The organism is Gilvimarinus gilvus, assembly GCF_030518155.1.
Classification (GTDB): domain Bacteria; phylum Pseudomonadota; class Gammaproteobacteria; order Pseudomonadales; family Cellvibrionaceae; genus Gilvimarinus; species Gilvimarinus gilvus.
The window spans coordinates 1-313 of record NZ_JAULRU010000349.1; the positions used below are offsets into that span (position 1 = coordinate 1).

Genomic DNA, 313 nt, shown 5'->3' on the forward strand with positions numbered 1-313 from the left:
AATACCGACCCCGGCACCAGTACATAATGAAAGTGAGCGACCACAAAGTAAGTGTCGTGATATTGAAAATCTGCCGGGGCTATTGCCAGCATCAGACCGGAAAAACCACCAATAGTAAAAAGCACAACAAAGGCCAGCGAAAACAGCATCGGGGTTTCAAAAGTCATCGAGCCACGAAACATTGTGGCCACCCAGTTAAACACTTTCACACCAGTGGGAACCGCAATAAGCATCGTGGTGTACATAAAGAACAACTCTCCGACCAGAGGCAGCCCCACGGTAAACATATGGTGAGCCCAGACAATAAACGAGA

1 protein-coding gene is annotated in these 313 nt (G+C 47.9%); it reads right to left on the reverse strand.

The annotated features are described in order from the left end of the window. The coding region (locus QWI17_RS06025; protein ID WP_302721618.1) for a cbb3-type cytochrome c oxidase subunit I at positions 1-313 on the reverse strand (313 nt) is incomplete at both ends.